At 69.0% G+C, this 14,414-nt stretch carries 14 protein-coding genes; 11 read left to right on the top strand and 3 right to left on the bottom strand.

The window, feature by feature from the left end; translation table 11 throughout:
• Positions 1 to 180 precede the first annotated feature (180 nt).
• Genes B2G71_RS12330 through B2G71_RS12340 form a run of 3 tightly spaced genes read left to right on the top strand, consistent with a single transcriptional unit; the run spans position 181 to position 2,923 of the window.
• Positions 181 to 1,224 carry an acylglycerol kinase family protein gene (locus tag B2G71_RS12330; protein ID WP_098106399.1) on the top strand — a complete coding sequence of 348 codons (1,044 nt, stop codon included), beginning with the start codon at positions 181 to 183 and terminating at the stop codon, positions 1,222 to 1,224.
• Positions 1,221 to 2,120, top strand: coding sequence for a hypothetical protein (locus B2G71_RS12335; RefSeq protein WP_098106130.1), 900 nt, complete (start codon positions 1,221 to 1,223; stop codon positions 2,118 to 2,120). Before B2G71_RS12330 ends, B2G71_RS12335 begins: the two co-directional genes overlap by 4 nt.
• On the top strand, positions 2,117 to 2,923 hold the full coding sequence (locus tag B2G71_RS12340) for a nucleotidyltransferase family protein (RefSeq protein ID WP_098106402.1): 807 nt from the start codon (positions 2,117 to 2,119) through the stop codon (positions 2,921 to 2,923). Before B2G71_RS12335 ends, B2G71_RS12340 begins: the two co-directional genes overlap by 4 nt.
• Here B2G71_RS12340 and B2G71_RS24825 read toward each other — a convergent pair.
• On the bottom strand, positions 2,889 to 3,692 hold the full coding sequence (locus B2G71_RS24825) for a DUF2141 domain-containing protein (RefSeq protein ID WP_346426938.1): 804 nt from the start codon (positions 3,690 to 3,692) through the stop codon (positions 2,889 to 2,891). The genes B2G71_RS12340 and B2G71_RS24825 overlap by 35 nt on opposite strands.
• Between B2G71_RS24825 and rpe the strand changes: the two genes are divergently transcribed.
• The 6 genes from rpe to B2G71_RS12370 all read left to right on the top strand — a co-directional run bounded on the left by rpe (position 3,691) and on the right by B2G71_RS12370 (position 9,433).
• Complete coding sequence (gene rpe, locus B2G71_RS12350; RefSeq protein WP_098106136.1) at positions 3,691 to 4,362, top strand: ribulose-phosphate 3-epimerase; 672 nt, start codon at positions 3,691 to 3,693, stop codon at positions 4,360 to 4,362. The two genes, B2G71_RS24825 and rpe, sit on opposite strands and share 2 nt — an antisense overlap.
• Positions 4,355 to 6,238 carry a heparinase II/III family protein gene (locus B2G71_RS12355; RefSeq protein WP_240530137.1) on the top strand — a complete coding sequence of 628 codons (1,884 nt, stop codon included), beginning with the start codon at positions 4,355 to 4,357 and terminating at the stop codon, positions 6,236 to 6,238. Before rpe ends, B2G71_RS12355 begins: the two co-directional genes overlap by 8 nt.
• A gap of 130 nt (positions 6,239 to 6,368) precedes the next feature.
• Positions 6,369 to 7,961 carry a bifunctional phosphoribosylaminoimidazolecarboxamide formyltransferase/IMP cyclohydrolase gene (gene purH / locus B2G71_RS12360; protein ID WP_098106139.1) on the top strand — a complete coding sequence of 531 codons (1,593 nt, stop codon included), beginning with the start codon at positions 6,369 to 6,371 and terminating at the stop codon, positions 7,959 to 7,961.
• A gap of 132 nt (positions 7,962 to 8,093) precedes the next feature.
• On the top strand, positions 8,094 to 8,246 hold the full coding sequence (locus B2G71_RS24110) for a hypothetical protein (RefSeq protein WP_168176352.1): 153 nt from the start codon (positions 8,094 to 8,096) through the stop codon (positions 8,244 to 8,246).
• Positions 8,243 to 8,914: a peptide-methionine (S)-S-oxide reductase MsrA gene (msrA, locus tag B2G71_RS12365; RefSeq protein ID WP_098106142.1), complete on the top strand. Its 672-nt coding sequence runs from the start codon at positions 8,243 to 8,245 to the stop codon at positions 8,912 to 8,914. The genes B2G71_RS24110 and msrA overlap by 4 nt, the downstream gene beginning before the upstream one ends.
• Before the next feature lie 60 nt (positions 8,915 to 8,974).
• Positions 8,975 to 9,433 (top strand): transcriptional repressor, encoded by a 459-nt coding sequence (locus tag B2G71_RS12370; RefSeq protein ID WP_098106146.1) that lies wholly within the window; start codon positions 8,975 to 8,977, stop codon positions 9,431 to 9,433.
• A gap of 28 nt (positions 9,434 to 9,461) precedes the next feature.
• Here B2G71_RS12370 and B2G71_RS12375 read toward each other — a convergent pair whose 3' ends face one another.
• Positions 9,462 to 9,848, bottom strand: a complete 387-nt coding sequence (locus tag B2G71_RS12375; protein ID WP_098106147.1) for a VOC family protein — start codon at positions 9,846 to 9,848, stop codon at positions 9,462 to 9,464.
• Positions 9,849 to 9,943: 95 nt separating this feature from the next.
• Here B2G71_RS12375 and dxs point away from each other — a divergent pair, with 95 nt between their 5' ends.
• Positions 9,944 to 11,866: a 1-deoxy-D-xylulose-5-phosphate synthase gene (gene dxs, locus B2G71_RS12380; RefSeq protein ID WP_098106149.1), complete on the top strand. Its 1,923-nt coding sequence runs from the start codon at positions 9,944 to 9,946 to the stop codon at positions 11,864 to 11,866.
• Positions 11,867 to 12,177: 311 nt separating this feature from the next.
• Here the strand turns inward: dxs and B2G71_RS12385 are convergent, their stop codons facing one another.
• Entirely contained in the window at positions 12,178 to 12,915 is a 738-nt protein-coding gene (locus B2G71_RS12385; protein WP_098106407.1) for a phosphocholine cytidylyltransferase family protein, read from the bottom strand.
• 122 nt (positions 12,916 to 13,037) lie between these two features.
• On the opposite strand from B2G71_RS12385, the gene B2G71_RS12390 reads away from it, so the two are divergent.
• The gene (locus tag B2G71_RS12390; RefSeq protein WP_098106153.1) at positions 13,038 to 14,402 is read left to right on the top strand and encodes an oligosaccharide flippase family protein; all 1,365 of its coding nucleotides are present in this window, start codon (positions 13,038 to 13,040) and stop codon (positions 14,400 to 14,402) included.
• Positions 14,403 to 14,414 lie beyond the last annotated feature (12 nt).

Raw genomic sequence — 14,414 nt, forward strand, 5'->3', positions numbered from 1 at the left:
GGGTTTCTGGCAATCGCGTGACGCATGGGCATCCCCGTTCAGGCCCGTTCAGGCCCGTTCAGGCAAGGTAAGTTCGTAGCCGGATAACAGGGAAGGCGAGCAATAATTTTGTAACAAAGTTGGGGCTGTAGCCGTTTTCTTGATGATTTTCGCCGACCCCGCGACTAAATGAGCCCCGAAGTGCACGGAACGATCTACGAACTCGACACGCTGCGTCTGTTCGAGCAGCCCTCGTCGCGAACGCTCGCGCGCCCCTCGCGCTATGTGCCGCGCGGCCGTGCGGTGCCGCTCGTGGGCATCGTGCGCAATCCGCGCAGCCACCGCAACAAGGGCCACGAGCCCGAGCTGGCCGATTGTTCGAACATCCTCACCGAAACGCCGCGCACGCGCGAGGCGCTGCATGCGTGCCTCGCAGAATTCGCCGAGCGCGGCATCGATTATCTCGTGGTGGATGGCGGCGACGGCACCGTGCGCGACGTGCTGAGCTGCGGGGCCGAGATCTTCGGCGCGGTCTGGCCGCGCCTGATCGTGCTGCCCAAGGGCAAGACCAACGCGCTCACCGTCGATCTCGGGTTGCCCAACCGCTGGTCGCTGGCCGACGCGCTTGCCGCCGCGCAGCGCGGCAAGGTCGTGCGGCGCAGCCCGCTGCGGATCACCTCCGCCCAGGGCGGCGGCGGCTGCGCGCAGGGCTTCGTGATGGGCGCGGGCGTGTTCACGCTCGCCACCGAGGCCGGTCAGGAAGCACACCGGCGCGGTGCGTTCAACAGCTTCGCGGTGGCGCTCACCGTGCTCTGGGCGATCGTCCAGTCCTTCGCGGGGCGCGCGGGCAACGTCTGGCGTTCGTGCACGCCGATGCGGATCTTCGATCGATCCGCCGGCAGCGAGATTCCGCACGGCGGGCGCGGCGATCCGGGCGAGCGGTTCCTTGCCGTGGCCACCACCTTCGAGCGCTTTCCGCTCGGCGCAAGGCCCTTCGGCCGCCATCCGGGCGCGGGCATCAAGCTCGCGGTGATGGACTATCCCGTCCGGCGCCTGCTCGCGCGGCTTCCTGCGATCCTGTTCGGCGGCGGCATGGGCAGGACCGGCCAGAGTGCCGGGCGCCGCGTCACCGGCGGTCCCTTCGAGTTCGATCTCGGCGGCGCCTTCATCCTGGACGGCGAGGCGTTTCCCGCGGGGCGCTATCTCGTCGACGAAGGCCCGCAGCTCTCTTTCGTCGTTCCATGACCGATGGTCTCGAGGCGCGCGTCGCCACCGCGCTTGCGCGGCCCGTCGATCCGGCGGTCCGCGCCTTTGCCGCTGAACTGGCGGACGGGGGGCAGGCGCTCGCCGTGCTGTTCTACGGGTCGAATTTGCGGACCGGCTCGCTCGAGGGCGTTCTCGACTTCTACGTCTTGCTGTCGGGGCCGGTCGAAAGCGGCATCTGGCCGCGCGTCAGCTATCACGAACGAGAGATCGGTGGCACGGTCCTGCGCGCGAAAGTCGCGACGATGACGCTGGCGACTTTCCGCGCGGCGGCGGCGGGCGAGACGCTCGACACCACCATCTGGGCCCGCTTCGTGCAGCCCAGCGCGCTCGCCTGGAGCCGCGACGCGGCGGCCGCGGCCGGAGTCGCCGAGGCGGTCAGCGCCGCCGCCTGCACCGCCGCCCGGCTCGCGGTCGCGCTCGGTCCCGCCAACGCCGCGCCCGACGCCTTCTGGCGGGCGCTGTTCCGCGCGACGTACGCCGCCGAGTTCCGGTTCGAGAAGGTCGGTCGCGAGGAATCTATCCTCGCCGCCAATCGCGAGCACTTCGACGGCCTGCTGCCGCTCGCGCTGATCGCGCAGGGGATCGACTACGGGCGCGGCCCGCAAGGTACCATCGCCCCGCGGCTCGCGCCCGCCCGCAAGGCGCAGGTCCTGCGCTGGTGGCGCCGTCGCCGCCGCTTCGGCAGGCCCTACAACCTCGTGCGGCTGGTGCGCGCCTCGACGACGTTCGACGGCGCGGCGCGCTACGCGGCGTGGAAAATCGAGCGCCATACCGGCGTGGCGGTGCCGCTCACGCCCTGGCGCGAGCGGCATCCCGTGCTCGCCGCGCCGGGCGTGCTGTGGAAGGTGTGGCGGGCGAAGCGGTCGCGGGCATGATGCCGGCGGCGCTGGTCCTGGCGGGATCGCGGCCCGGCGCGCCCGACGGTGTCGCGCTGGCCGAGGGATTGTCGCACAAGGCACTGGCGCGGATCGGCGGCGAAACGATGCTGGCGCGGGTGATCGCCGCGCTGCGCGGGGCGGGGATCGAGCGGCTTGCCGTCGCCACCAACGACGAGGAGGTCGCTGCCCTGGCGCGCGCGCGCGAATGCGAGGTGATCGCCTCGGGCACGGGGCCGAGCGCGAGCGTCGCGGCGGGCTTCGCGCATTTCGGCGCGCCGATGCTGGTCACGACTTCCGATCACGCGCTGCTCGAGGCCGAGTGGGTGCGCGAATTCGTCGCGGCGGCGCCCGGGGACGCCGACGTCGCGGTGCTGCTGGCGCGCGGCGAAGCGGTGCGCGCGGCGCTGCCGGGCTCTTCGCGCACATTCCTGACCTTCGCCGACGGGGCCTGGTCGGGCTGCAACCTGTTCCTGCTGGCGACGCCGCGCGCGCGCGCCGCGATCGAGACCTGGTCGATGGTCGAGGCCGACCGCAAGCGGCCCTGGCGCATCGCCGCGCGGCTCGGCATCGGCACGCTGTGGCGCTACTGGCGCGGGCGGCTGACGCTCGCCGCCGCGCTTGCGCGGCTCGGCGCGCGCATCGGCGTGGTCGCGGTGCCGGTCGCCGCGCGCGACGGTCTCGCCGCGGTCGATGTCGACAAGCCGCGCGATCTCGCCGACGTGCGCCGCATCGTCGCGGCGCGCGAGGCGGACGGCGGCGCGGCCGCTACATGTACTTCATCTGGATCCGGATCGACTTGACCCCGTCGCCCACGGGGAAGGCGGTCTTGGTGTAACTTGGCTTGCCGAGGTTGAAGATGGTGATGCTCGGATTGTTGGACATGCCGCCGCCGTCGATGGTGATGTCGGTGTCGCCGTTGTCGTTGGCGTCGTGACGCACCGCGATGGCATAGTTGCCCGGACCCGGAACGGGCAGGCAGAACGTCATCGTCCCGGCCTTCGCCGGAACCTCGATGCGCTTGAGCCACTTGCCCTTCTTGAGCCACTCGCCGGACGTGGCGTTATAGGCCTGGACGCGCACCGGACCGATCGAGTTCTTGATACCGTCGACGGTGACCATCACCGCCGAGGACGACCCGCGCGTGCACTTGCTCATGTCGTTGCGGATTTCCTGCCGGTATTGCGCGGCGGCCGGCGCGCTTGTCGCGAGGCCCAGCGCCACGATGGCCGCGGCCGGGGCCGCAAGGTACTTGTTCATCGCTTTCGAAACCCTCCTTGAAGGTCGAAGTTGCTTGTAGGCCGGTCTCTCGGATGGATTACGGGCCGGGTTGGGCAGGGCGAAACGCTTGCGCCCGCCGCAGGTTGCATGCTCGAAATAGCGGTACGGCGCTGAATAGCGAGTGAATTGGCCCGCCGGCGCCGGTTCAGGCGCGATTCGTCGCAGATCGCGTGAAAAACGGCGGACAACTGCGCGCAGGGCAAGATAGCGTGTGGAAAACGCATCCGCACTTATTGTGAGCGCAAGATGTGGTGTTTTATTCGCCTTGGAAAGGAGCACCGATCCGCCCATGGCATCCCCGCTCATATCACCGTCCATCCTGTCCGCCGACTTCGCCCGGCTCGGCGAGGAAGTGCGCGCCATCGACGCGGCCGGCGCCGACTGGATTCACGTCGACGTAATGGACGGACATTTTGTCCCCAATATTACGATCGGCCCCGGCGTGGTGAAGGCGTTGCGCCCGCACACCGCCAAGCCCTTCGACGTCCATCTGATGATCTCGCCGGTCGATTCCTACCTCGAGGCTTTCGCCGAGGCGGGCGCGGACATCATCACCGTCCATCCCGAGGCGGGGCCGCATGTGCATCGCACCGTGCAGGCGATCCGCGGGCTCGGCAAGAAGGCGGGCATCTCGCTCAATCCGGCGACGCCCGCCAAGATGCTCGACTATCTGATCGAGGAAATCGACCTGGTGCTGGTGATGAGCGTCAATCCCGGGTTCGGCGGCCAGAGCTTCATCGAGAGCCAGCTTCGCAAGATCGAGGCGGTGCGCAAGATGATCGACAAGACCGGCAAGGACATCAGGCTCGAGGTCGACGGCGGCGTCGACGCGCGCACCGCGCCGCGCTGCGTCGATGCCGGGGCCGACGTGCTGGTCGCCGGAACCGCCACCTTCAAGGGCGGGGCCGCGCACTACCGCGACAATATCGCCGCGCTCAAGGGACTGGTTCCGCATGGGTGAGGCGGTGCGCATGCCGCGGCCCGAAAGCGAGGTCCTGATGAGCGATGATCTGCGCGCCGTGCCGCTGGGGGACAAGTTCGAGGAAGGCGTGGCCGAGGGTCCGGACGAGCCGGGCGCTCTCACCGAGAACCCGGCTCCGTCCGAAGTGATCCGTCCCGGCCGCGCGCTGGCGCTCGCCGATTTCGCGCCGCCCTCGATCAGCGGCGGCGAGCGGCTGATCCGCATGGCCTATCGGATGGGCGTGCCCGCCTCGATGCTGACCACCCGGCTCGGCCGCAAGGTCAAGCTGCGGCTGCTCTCGACGGTCGAGAACCCGGTGCCGGGCAATCGGGTCGCGGGCACGGCCCTGCGCGCCGGGCATTTCCTCGTCCACGGCGCCAAGACGCCGATCGCGCAAGTCGATTTCCAGGGCGCGGCGCGCGTCACGCCGCCGCTCGAGCGCGTGGTCCACGGGTTTACCTGGCTCGCCGATCTCGAGGCGAGCGCGCCGCGCGAACAGACCGCCTCGGTTGCCGAGCGGATCGCGCGCGAATGGCTCGATGCCAATCGCAAGCCGCCCTCGAAGCCCGGCAAGGGGCCGGCCTGGACGGTGGGCAACACCGGGACGCGGCTGTTCAACTGGTTCGTCCACGCGCCGCTGGTGCTCGGCGGTGACGCGGCGCTGCGCAAGGATTTGCTGCGCGCGATGGACGACACCGCGCGCTGGCTCGACCATAACGTCTCCAAGGCCGAGGACGGGCTCGCCGAAGTCGCCGGATGGTGCGCGATCGTCGCGGCGGGCTTGCTGCTGCCGAGCGGCAAGCCCCGGCTGCTCTACGGCGAGGCGGGCCTCGCCAAGGCGCTGGGCGAGCTGGTCGGCGAGGACGGCGGCGTTCTCGCGCGCAACCCGCTGATGCAGATGGAGGCGATCGCCTTCCTGTCGCGGTTGCGCGCCTGCTATTTCTGCACTTATCGCGACATGCCCGAGGCCTTCGAGCAGATGCTCGCCTTCCTCGTGCCGCCCCTGCTCGCGCTGACCAATGGCGACGGCGCGCTGGGAAGCTGGCAGGGCGCCTGGGGCGTGAGCGCGGACGAGATCGCGACGCTGATCGCCGCCAGCGGCGTGCGCACGCGGCCGCTGCGCGACGTGCGGCAATGGGGCTACCAGCGCGTCGCCGCGCGCAAGTCGATCCTCGTGTTCGACGTGGCGCCGCCGCCGCTGCCGCGCCACGCGCGCTACGGCTGCGCCTCGACACTGGCGTTCGAGCTGTCGCACGCGGGCCAGCGCATCGTCGTCAACTGCGGCGGCGCCGCGAGCGCGGGGGGGCTGCTCCCGGTACGGCTGGAGCAGGCGCTGCGCGCCACCGCCGCCCACTCGACGCTGACGCTCGACGACGCCAATTCGACCGCGATCCTGATCAACGGCGCGATCGGTTCGGGCGTTTCGCAAGTCGATGTCGACCGCCGGACACTGACGCTCGACGGCGGCGGGACGGCGACCCGCATCGAGGCGAGCCACAACGGCTATGCCACGCGCTACAACCTCGATCACCGCCGCATCCTGATCATGCGCGACGACGGCGGCGAGCTGCGCGGCGAGGACCTGCTGGTGCCGACCGGGCGCAAGGGCAAGCGCGGCAAGGTCGGCTTCGCGATCCGGTTCCATCTCGGCCCCGGCGTCGAAGTCGGCCTGACCGATGACCGGATGGGCGCGGGGCTCGCCCTGCCAGACGGCAGCTACTGGCAGTTCCGCTCGACCTCGGGCGAAGTCGAGATCGAGGACAGCCTCTGGGTCGACGCGAGCGGCCGGCCGGTGGCGACGCAGCAACTGGTCGTGCAAGGACTGGTGTCGCGCGGCGGCGGCAACTTCGGCTGGCTCTTCAAGAAGATGGCCTGAACGCGCGCGGTTCCGCCGCGCGCCGGACGAACGCGGCTGCGGATCAGGCGAGACCCGGGATTTTACAAAGCCGTCGCAGGCTCCTAACAGGCGCGCCGATTGCCCCCCGCGAATTCAGAGGTTTTTTCCGATGGCCGAATCGATCCCGATCAAGCGCGCGCTGCTTTCCGTTTCCGACAAGACGGGCATCGTCGAACTGGGACAGGCGTTGGCGCAACGCGGCGTCGAGCTGGTCTCGACCGGCGGGACGGCCAAGGCGCTGCGCGAGGCCGGGCTTGCGGTCAAGGACATCTCGCAGATCACCGGCTTTCCCGAGATGATGGACGGCCGCGTCAAGACGCTGCACCCGATGGTGCACGGCGGCCTGCTGGCGGTGCGCGACAATCCCGAGCACGCCTCGGCCATGGCCGAGCACGGCATCGGCGCGATCGACCTGGTCGTGGTTAACCTCTATCCCTTCGAGGCGACCGTCGCCAAGGGCGCGGACCGCGAGACGGTGATCGAGAACATCGACATCGGCGGCCCCTCGATGGTGCGCTCGGCGGCGAAGAACCACGCCTATGTCGCGATCGTAACCGATCCGGCGGACTATCCCGAGCTGCTCTCGCAGATGGACGAGACCGGCGGCGGCACCGGGCTCGATTTCCGCAAGCGCCTCGCCGCGAGGGCCTTCGCCGCGACCGCGGCCTACGATTCGGCGATCTCGCAGTGGTTCGCCCATGCCGACCAGCAGGAGAAGTTCCCGCCGAAGGTGAGCATGACGCGGGTCCTGTCGGGCACCTTGCGCTATGGCGAGAACCCGCACCAGGACGCAGCGCTCTACCTGCCCGCCGGTCCGCACGCGCGGGGGCTGCCGCAGGCCGAGCAGGTGCAGGGCAAGGAGCTGTCGTACAACAATTACAACGATGCGAACGCGGCCTTCGAACTGGCCGCGGAGTTTCGCGGACAGGATCCGGCCGTGGTGATCGTCAAGCACGCCAACCCCTGCGGCGTCGCCCAGGGCGAGAGCCTGCTGACGGCCTGGGAAGGCGCGCTCGCCTGCGACGACGTTTCGGCGTTCGGCGGGATCGTCGCGACCAACGTGCCGCTCGACGGTCAGACCGCCGAAGCGATCTGCAAGATCTTCACCGAGGTGGTGGTCGCGCCGGGTGCCGACGAGGAAGCCAGGGCGTTCTTCGCCAGGAAGAAGAACCTGCGCCTGCTCCTGACCGACGGGCTGCCCGATCCGCGCCGCCCCGGCCAGACGCTCGCGATCATCGCCGGCGGCATCCTCGTGCAGGACCGCGACAGCGCCGCGATCACGCGCGAGGATCTCAAGGTCGTGACCAAGCGCGCGCCGAGCGAGCAGGAGCTTGCCGACTGCCTCTTCGCCTGGACCGTCGCGCGCCACGTCAAGTCGAACGCGATCGTCTATGCGAAGGACGGCGTGACCGCGGGGATCGGCGCGGGCCAGATGAACCGGCGCGATTCCTCGCGTATCGCGGCGATGAAGGCCAGGGAAGCCGCCGAGAAGTTCGGCTGGGCCGAGCCGCGCACCGTCGGCAGCGCGGTCGCCTCGGACGCCTTCTTCCCCTTCGCCGACGGCCTGCTCGCCGCCGCCGAGGCGGGCGCCACCGCGGTGATCCAGCCGGGCGGATCGATTCGCGACGAGGAAGTGATCGCCGCGGCCGACGAGGCGGGGCTGGCCATGGTCTTCACCGGAATGCGCCACTTCCGCCACTGATCGCGTCGGTTCGTCGACAATCCGGCGCGGTTCGTCGCCGAAATTCGCGCGATGTGGCGATGTTCACATCACCTAAAGCGCGCGTGCGGCATTACCGACGCAGACAGATCGAACCCAACCAGTGATACGACCATGATCAAGCTTCTCAAGTCCGACATCACCCGCCTTTTCGCGCTTGGCTTCGCCGGCGGCGCGGTGCTCGTCTTCACCGTCATGTCGAGCGAGCCGATCGACACCATGGCCGGCGGCATCGTCCCGGTCGCCGAGGCCGCCGCCACGCGATGAACCGGCCCGGCGCCATCCTGCTTGCCGGCGCCGCCCTCCTTTCCGCCTGCCAGGCTCCGGTCGCAGCCGAGAGCATCGTGCGCGCGCCGATCGCCGAGGTGAAGGCGTCCGAAACGGGCAAGCAGACCGCGATCTTCGCGGGCGGCTGCTTCTGGGGCATCGAAGGCGTGTTCAGCCACGTGAAGGGCGTCTCCAGCGCGGTCTCGGGCTATCACGGCGATACCAGCCGCGTCGCCGACTATCAGAGCGTGAGCAGCGGCAAGACCCGCCACGCCGAGGCGGTGCGTGTCCGGTACGATCCCTCGGTCATCCGCTACGACCAGCTTCTGCGCATCTTCTTCTCGGTGGGCGCCGATCCGACGCAGCTCGACCGGCAGGGGCCTGACCACGGCTCGCAATACCGCTCCGCGCTGGTGCCGACCACGGCGGAGCAGGCGAAAGTCGCCAAGGCCTATCTCGATCAGATCGGCAAGTCCGGCCTCTGGAAAGCGCCGATCGTCACCCGGATCGAGAGCTATCGCGGCTTCTTCCCGGCCGAGACGTATCATCAGGACTTCATGCTCAACAATCCGCGCAACGCCTATATCGAGCGCTGGGACGCGCCGAAGGTGGCCGGGCTCAAGGCGCTCTACCCGGTGGTCTACAAGGCCGAGTTCACCAGGGACTGAATCGCCTGTCGCGCTCCCCGAACGATTGCGGAGCGCGGCGGGCGAGGTCATATACGGTTCATGGCATCGCACAGTCATCAGGAACACTCGGGCGAAAAGCTCATGCAGGCCGCGCGCTCCGCGCTGACCGGCGCGGGTGAGCAGTGGACCGATATGCGCGCCGACGTCTTCACCGCGCTGGTCGAGCAGAAGCGCCCCGCCTCGGCCTACGATCTCGCCGAAAGCGTCTCCGCGCAGCGCGGCAAGCGGGTCGCCCCCAACAGCGTCTACCGGATTCTCGACCTGTTCGTGCGCACCAACCTCGCCCGGCGGGTGGAAAGCGCCAATGCCTACATCGCCAACAGCCACCCCGGCTGCCGCCATGACTGCATCTTCCTGATCTGCGACCAGTGCGGCCGGGCCGTCCACCTCGACGACGACCGGCTGACCGGCGCCATCGTCGACGCCGCCCGTTCCGCCGGTTTCGCCGATGTCCGCCCGGTCGTCGAAGTGCGCGGGCTGTGCGCGCAGTGCAGCTAGGCCGCGCGGCGCGAACGCGCCGGCGCCGCTAGGCGAACTGCGTCAGGCTCAGGACATTGCCGTCGGGATCGACGAACCAAGCCACTTTCGCGCCGCCGCCCGGCGTGATCCAGATGCCGTTGGCGTCCTGACCGAAGCCTTCGAATATCCGGAAGGTCACCCCCTTGGCGCGCAAGTCGCGCACCGTCGCGGTGATGTCGGGCACCGACCAGCCGAGCACGGTGTGATCGGCGGCGACGTGGCCGGGCAGGTCGGTGAGGCGGACCGTCGCGCCGCCGGCAAGCGCGAGCGTTACGGCGAAATCGTCCTCGCCGAGGATCGCCAGCCCGAGCGCGCCCGCATAGAACGGCTTCGAGCGCGTGCGGTCGGCGGTGAGGATGAAAGTGACCGGATGGGCCCCGGCAAGCGCGTTCATAGACCAATCTCCCTGAATCGGGGCTGTGCATCTCGCCCCGCTCGTCATATGGGTGACAATTCGACACCAGAAACAGGCTTGTGTAAAACCGGAACATGACAGGCGAACCCGCCACCCCGCTCCTCGACACGACTCCCACTCCGGACGAGCTGCGCAAGCTCAAGCCGGCGCAATTGCGTCAGCTTGCCGACGAGTTGCGTCAGGAGACGATCTCGGCGGTCGGCCAGACCGGCGGGCACCTCGGATCGGGCCTCGGCGTGGTCGAGCTGACGGTGGCGCTGCACTATGTGTTCGATACGCCCAACGACCGGCTGGTGTGGGACGTCGGCCACCAGGCCTATCCGCACAAGATCCTCACCGGGCGCCGCGACCGCATCCGCACACTGCGCCAGGGCGGCGGGCTTTCGGGCTTCACCAAGCGCACCGAGAGCGAATACGACCCGTTCGGCGCGGCGCACAGTTCGACCTCGATCTCGGCCGCGCTCGGCTTCGCCATCGCCAACAAGCTCAGCGGCACGCCGGGCCGCGGCATCGCCGTGATCGGCGACGGCGCGATGAGCGCGGGCATGGCCTACGAGGCGATGAACAACGCGCGCGAAGCGGGCAATCGGCTGGTCGTGATCCTCAACGACAACGACATGTCGATCGCGCCGCCGGTCGGCGGGCTCTCGGCCTATCTCGCCAAGCTCGTTTCCTCGCAGCAGTTCCTCTCGATGCGCGAGCTCGCCCGCAAGATCTCGCGCCGGCTGCCCGAGCCGCTGCATCGCGCGGCCAAGCTCACCGACGAATACGCGCGCGGCATGGCGATGGGCGGCACGCTGTTCGAGGAACTGGGTTTCTACTACGTCGGCCCGATCGACGGCCACAACCTCGACCAGCTCGTGCCGGTGTTCGAGAACGTGCGCGACGCGGCGAGTGGACCCTGCCTGATCCACGTCGTGACGCAGAAGGGCAAGGGCTACGCGCCCGCCGAGGAAAGCGCGGACAAGTACCATGGCGTCCAGAAGTTCGACGTCATCACCGGCAAGCAGGTCAAGAGCGCGGGCGGTCCGCCCAGCTACACCGGCGTTTTCGCCAAGGCGCTGATCGCCGAGGCCGAGCGCGACAAGCGCGTCTGCGCGATCACCGCGGCGATGCCCTCGGGCACGGGGCTCGACAAGTTCGCGCAACGGTTCCCCGATCGCGCCTTCGACGTCGGCATCGCCGAACAGCACGCGGTGACGTTCGCCGCCGGGCTCGCCGCGCAGGGCATGCGACCGTTCTGCGCGATCTATTCCACCTTCTTGCAGCGCGCTTTCGACCAGGTGGTGCACGACGTTGCGATCCAGAACCTGCCGGTGCGCTTCGCCATCGACCGCGCCGGGCTGGTCGGCGCCGACGGGGCGACGCACGCCGGTTCGTTCGACGTGACCTATCTGGCCACGCTGCCCAACTTCGTGGTGATGGCCGCCGCCGACGAGGCCGAACTGGTCCACATGGTCCACACCGCGGTCGAATACGACGCGGGCCCGATCGCGTTCCGCTATCCGCGCGGCAGCGGCGTCGGCGTGGAACTGCCCGAGACGCCAGAGAAGCTCGAAATCGGCAAGGGCCGGATCGTCAGGGAGGGCGGCAAGGTGGCGCTGCTCTCGCTCGGCACGCGTCTCGCCGAGGCGCTCAAGGCGGCCGACACGCTCGAGGCCAAGGGCCTGTCGACGACGGTGGCCGACCTGCGCTTCGCCAAGCCGCTGGACACCGAGCTGATCCGCAAGCTGATGCTCGAACACGAAGTCGTCGTCACGGTCGAGGAAGGCTCGATCGGCGGCCTCGGCGCCCACGTGCTGACGATGGCTAGCGACGAGGGCCTGACCGACAACGGCCTGCGCATCCGCACCATGCGCCTGCCCGACCTGTTCCAGGACCAGGATAAGCCGGAGGCGCAATACGACGCCGCCGGTCTCAACGCGCCGCAGATCGTCGATACCGTGTTAAAGGCGCTGCGCCACAACAGCGCGGGCGTGAGCGAGGCGCGGGCTTGAGGCATTCGGCCGTGTCCGCACTTGGTTAACCCGCCGGCAGAAGCGGACTTACCGGACACGCCGATATTGCGGTCGGAGCCTAGTCCCAACCTCCGCTCAGGCTGAGCGGATGGAGGCGCTTGCTGCGTGCCCGCCCTTCATGACAGACGCTTCATCGGACAAGGCGGCGCATGAAGCCGAAAGCCGACATCCACGTTCTTTCTTCCCGTCACTCCCGACCTGTTTCGGTGGAAAGGCGCTCACTTCCGGACACGTGCGCAAGCAAGCGGGTCCTGGCTCGGGGCCGGGATGACGGGACCGGGAGCGGCTTGTTACCCCCAGCCATCCGTCAGCGCGGTCGCGATTTCGATGTCGTTGAGGAAGTCGACTTCGGCCCAGTCCAGCCCTTCGATCGAGACGGTGCCGACCTTGCCGGTGGGCGCGAGGCTGTCGATCACCTTCAGGTACCAGTGCTGCACGCCCTCGGGCGTGCGCATCGCCTTGCGCACGGCTTCGCGGAACAGCGCCGCGCCCTCGCCGCGAAAGGCGAGGAAGCCGATCGATTCGGCGTTGGTTTCCTCGGCGGTGAGCGTCTTGCCGATGTGCGCGAGGCGGCCATCGGGACCGCGGGTGACTTTCATGTCGTCGCTGTCGTAGGCGTCCTTGACGTCGACCGTCACCGCGATCGGCCAGTCGGAGCCCGCCTGCACCTTGGCGACGATCTGTTCGGAGACGAGCGTGTCGCCGTTGAGGATGAGGAAGTCGCCTTCCATCGCCTCGCGCGCGATCCAGCACGAGCCCAGGTTGTCGGCGACCTTGTAGAACGGATTGAACCGGGTGGTGATCGTGACGCGCGGATCGTCGATGCCGGCGATCACCTCGTCGACCATGTCGGTCATGAAGCCGGTGACGACGTCGATCCGCTTCACCCCGCCGCGTGCCAGCATCTCGACCTGCCATTCGAGCAGCGACCGGCCCGAGAAGTCGATCAGGCACTTGGGCCGCTCGGCGGTGAGCGGCAGCATGCGCGAGCCCTGCCCGGCGCTGAGAAGAATGGCGTGTTCGATCATCGCGAGTGTCACGTAATTGCAGAAGAGCCGGGGCATCTAGCCTTTGCCGCCGCAAAGGGGAAGGGGACGGCCCGCGCGATCGGCTTGCAACCCGCCCCGCGCTGGTTCAAATGCGGCCGGATATGGCCGCGGCGAGCGAAAACCACGACAACAACACAAGCGCGATCCGGCGGATTCTCCAGAACACCGCGTGGCTGCTGGGCGGCAAGGGTTTCGGCGCGCTGTGCTCGATCGTCTATCTCGCGATCCTCACCCGCACGCTGGGGCTCAAGGACTTCGGCCACTTCTCGCTGATCTTCGGCACCGCGCAGACGCTCATCGCGCTCGCCGGGTTTCAGACCTGGCGCGTGGTCGTGCGCTACGGCAGCGAACATGTCCATGCGAAGGACTGGGACCGGTTCGGGCGGCTCGGCATGCTGTGCGGCCTGCTCGACGCGGCGGGCGCGGTGATGGGCTGCGGGCTCGCGGCGATCCTCATCTACGGCTTTTCGAGCACTTTCGAACTCAATCCCCGGTATATCGATATCGCCTTCTACTTCGCCTGCGCCTCGCTGTGGGCGCTGGTCTCGGCCCCCACCGGGATCGTGCGGGCGCTGCATCGCTTCGACAGCGCGGTCTACGTCGAGGCGATCGTACCGGCGGGACGGCTGCTCGCGGCGCTGTGGATCTGGTTTTCGGGCCCGACGGTCGGCCGCTTCCTGTTCGCATGGGCGGCGATCGACCTGCTGGAAGCAGTGCTCTACTGGGCCATGGCGCGGCGGCTGTGCCCTCAGGCGATCCGTCTGCGCAACCTGCGCGACTGGCGCATGGCGCTTCGCGAGAACGAGGGAATCGGGCGATTCTTCCTCGTCACTTATGCCAGCGAATCGCTCGATGCGACGATGCGCAACGGCCCGCTGCTCGCGGTCGGCGCCTTCATCTCGACGCGCGCGGCGGGTCTCTACCGGCTCGCGGCGCAAGTCACCCAGGCGCTCGGCAAGCTGTCGACGCTGCTGACGCGGGCGGTCTATGCCGAAGTGGCGCGCGCCCGCGTCGCCTCGCGCTCCGACGAGTTCCGCAAGCTGGCGCTGCAGACCAGCCTGCTTTCCGGCGCGACCGGGGTGGTGGTGATCGCGATCGCGCTGCTGATCGGCGAGCAGCTCCTCGGCCTGATCGGCGGCGAGGCTTTCGAGGGCGGCGCGAGCATCCTCGTGCCGCTCGCCATTGCCGCAAGCTTCGAGCTTGCGAGCGTCGCGTTCGAGCCGGTGCTGCATGCGACCGGGCGCGCGCATCTCTCGCTGTTCGCGCGGCTTGCCGCGGTCTGCGCCCTGGCCTTCGGGCTCTACCTGTTCGTTCCGCTCGGGCCGAGCGGCGTCGCCTGGGGCGTCGCGCTGGGGGCAGCCACCGCTTACGTCGTGATGGGCGCGCTCGCATGGATCACCTTGCGCGGCCTCGATCGGGGCACCTTCACGACGATCGGCGACGAGGCCGGCTCGACACCCGCCTGAAGCGCGGCCAAG

This window comes from Novosphingobium sp. PC22D (assembly GCF_002556635.1).
In the GTDB taxonomy this organism is placed as follows: Bacteria; Pseudomonadota; Alphaproteobacteria; order Sphingomonadales; family Sphingomonadaceae; genus Novosphingobium.